The organism is Candidatus Marinimicrobia bacterium CG08_land_8_20_14_0_20_45_22 (genome assembly GCA_002774355.1).
GTDB lineage: Bacteria > Fidelibacterota > UBA2242 > UBA2242 > UBA2242 > 0-14-0-20-45-22.
This window is the reverse complement of sequence record PEYN01000075.1, coordinates 1-2,881: the sequence shown is the minus strand read 5'-3', so window position 1 is coordinate 2,881 and position 2,881 is coordinate 1. Positions and strand designations below refer to the sequence as shown.

Here is a 2,881-nt window from a genome sequence, read left to right as displayed (position 1 = left end):
GAGAACCAATATTGTCATAGGAAACTTCCGAATGTCTACCGCCCCATGAATAGAACGCTCGAATCACGTTCCCATCATCATCTAACCAATCGCCCCCTATTGTGGTTACATCAGTATAGAGTTTACCGCTCATGTACGGATTGTTCGGATCAGTTCCAATCACATGATTCATCGTATGGATACCCCACCGCATACTACGCGGCGTTCCCCATCCGGGATTTCCTTGATAATTAATCACAGAACCTTCTACGTTTCCTTCTTTGGCGACGGCATTTCTATACTGCCAATGAAAATAAACCCCATCCAACGTATTTGAGTGGGTGGCAACGGCGCCATTCGCATCGGCTTTACTGCAAATGCCGGTGTTTTTAAAAGTAAAATCGTAGATAAAGTAATTGTCGTTATACTGCTGGCTGAATGCGTATGTCTTTCGTGTGAAGGTAATACCGACTTCGGTATTGACAACGTTGTATAACATACGGTCGGCGCTCATGGTTGGATCGTATTCCTCGACGATATCGTCATAAACCAATGGAGTCGCCGGTTCGCCATCCACATACACGTCCGAATGAGCGATTCTGCCAACTAATTTGAAAGTGACCGGCATGAATTCATTCTGTTCGATTTCCGTACGGGGACGTGGTCCGCAGTGGACGACTTTATGCGTATATACTTTATTATTGGCAACAACATCAGTGAAGTTCGTTAATCCGATCCACATGCCTCTTGCCGCCTGACAATCCTGAATTGCATAAAATGCAGGCCAACGCATGCCTGCCTGCTGTTCCAGAATGAAAGCTTCTTCAGGTTCGCATCCGTAAGATTGAAAGAAGTTGTGAATATTGCTGACCTTAATCCACTTCGCCTCTGCGCCAAAAGTCGGATTGACCCACAAGGTCAGAGAAACCAGACCGACGCAGAAGATTGCGGAAATGATATGAAGTTCGTTTGTCGTTTTTCTCATAGTCATTCCTTTTGTATCAAATTTGTACATTACTATAATTCATATGAAATGCGGACGCCGAAGAAAACGTCTCGGGGATTGAAGAACATGAACGACTCGTTACAGGGATTGAAAATATATGCTTTGTCATCTTTGATCTTCTTAATTCGGCTCTTAGAGACTTCCTGCCATACGCCACCTTCGCTTAAGGCTTTATCTAACTGGAAATATTTACCTTGATCTTCTACATAATAGATAACCAGTGGATTGGCATTACTAAAATTCGTTGTTGTATAGATGTAATCCATTTCCTGATATTTTACGTTCGACGGCCTATAATCGCCTAATTTGTCACTTCCAGATAGATGTTTATCACCCAATTCGTCGTATACTTTCTTCGGGAATTGGAGCGACTCAGTATATTTTGTATAAATGGCTGGCGTCAGATTTATATCACCAAGCGACGTCAATGAAAGTCTCTTGAGATTCAGCACATTAAACACCTCAGTTAAAACCGTCACATCCAATGGACCAAAGTCAAAAGTCTTGGCAATTTTCATATCGACGTTTTTGGAATCTCTCCAACGGATGTTATATGTCACACCGATAACGTTTCCGTACGTTACATAAGAACCAGCCGTCCAACTGCCGGTAAAAGTCATATCCCAACCGCCAAGAACATGTTGTTTACCAATTGCAGGTCCAAACTTCATCGGTGTGTGGAACGAAAGATTGAACTTTGCCTGCGGTTGCGGAATCGGTTTATACTGTGCCTGAGTCGATACATTGAGCTCGTATTTCTTCTGTTCGGATGGATTCTCATATCGCTGAGCGATGCCAAAACGGCCTGACGTATAGACCGCGTAGGTATAGTTTAAAAATCCTGTCATCCAACTTCCGACACGTTTCCGTAGTTCGATTTCCAACCCGCGCACATCCTGATAAAAGATGTTGGCATACTGATTATAATCGACAGTATTGTCAGCACTTACATAAGATATGGAACTTGCCTGATCGGATTTATCCTTATAATAAGCCGCGGCATGAAACAGATACTGATCGAATAACGCATGATCGTAACCTAATTCGTACTCAATCGTCTTTTCCATCGGCAATTCCGGATTTCCAAATGAGGAAACCTGACCTCCAGTAATTCTTGTCACGCCGAAAAGTTGCCCGGGCGAAAATCTCTGCCGCATGTGCCCGTAATTGAAATAGAGTTTCGAATTCACTGTAATCGGGTGAGAAATTCCCAGACGTGGCAGGAATGTCAACAAACTTTCGGCTTTTTTGAGTTTGTAATCGCCGGTAGCATATTTCGATGTGAATAAAACTCTGTCATAGGCAGAAACATCGTACCATTCGCAATTCGGATTGAAATATTCTACACGTAAACCGAGCGTTGCATTCCAACCTTCATATTCGAGTTTATCCATTCCGTAAACTCCAAGTTGATAAGGACTTCTCTCCCATTTCGTCCACGGTCTTCCGGTCGGAAGGTCAGGATTAATACCACCATAATTCATCTTATAATTATAGAAATCAACTTGGAAACCGGTTTTTAGTTGATGGTTTGTATTAATTTGAGAAGTTAAATCCCACTTTACTTTAATTCTCGAGGTTTTGGTGGAATCACGTGCGTTGCTCTTGGCGCCCATCATAAATCCGTCGATACTTTTCGAAGCCAGAAGCGTTTCAAATCCCCATGGCGCTTCATCAACCAAATAGACGCCGTCGCCCGGAATAATGTCGTAAACTTTCGTGCGGTCGCGTTTTTCTGCCGGATAAGTATCGTACTTTGTCGAAGCCACTTCCACTATCCCATCATAAAAGGTCTTTTGTGACATTAAATGCGTAATCTTCAATGAATAGGTACGGTTGGAAATGTCAGTACTGCAAAAATAGTTGGGGTAGAAAATCTTTTCCCTCTGTTGAGAG

The 2,881-nt window shown here is 42.8% G+C and carries 2 protein-coding genes; both read right to left on the bottom strand.

Annotated elements, in window-relative coordinates:
- A partial coding sequence (locus COT43_04855) for a hypothetical protein (GenBank protein PIS29081.1) occupies positions 1 to 964 on the bottom strand: 964 nt, incomplete at its 3' end.
- 32 nt (positions 965 to 996) lie between these two features.
- Positions 997 to 2,881: hypothetical protein (locus COT43_04850; protein ID PIS29080.1), on the bottom strand; the 1,885-nt coding region annotated here is incomplete at its 5' end.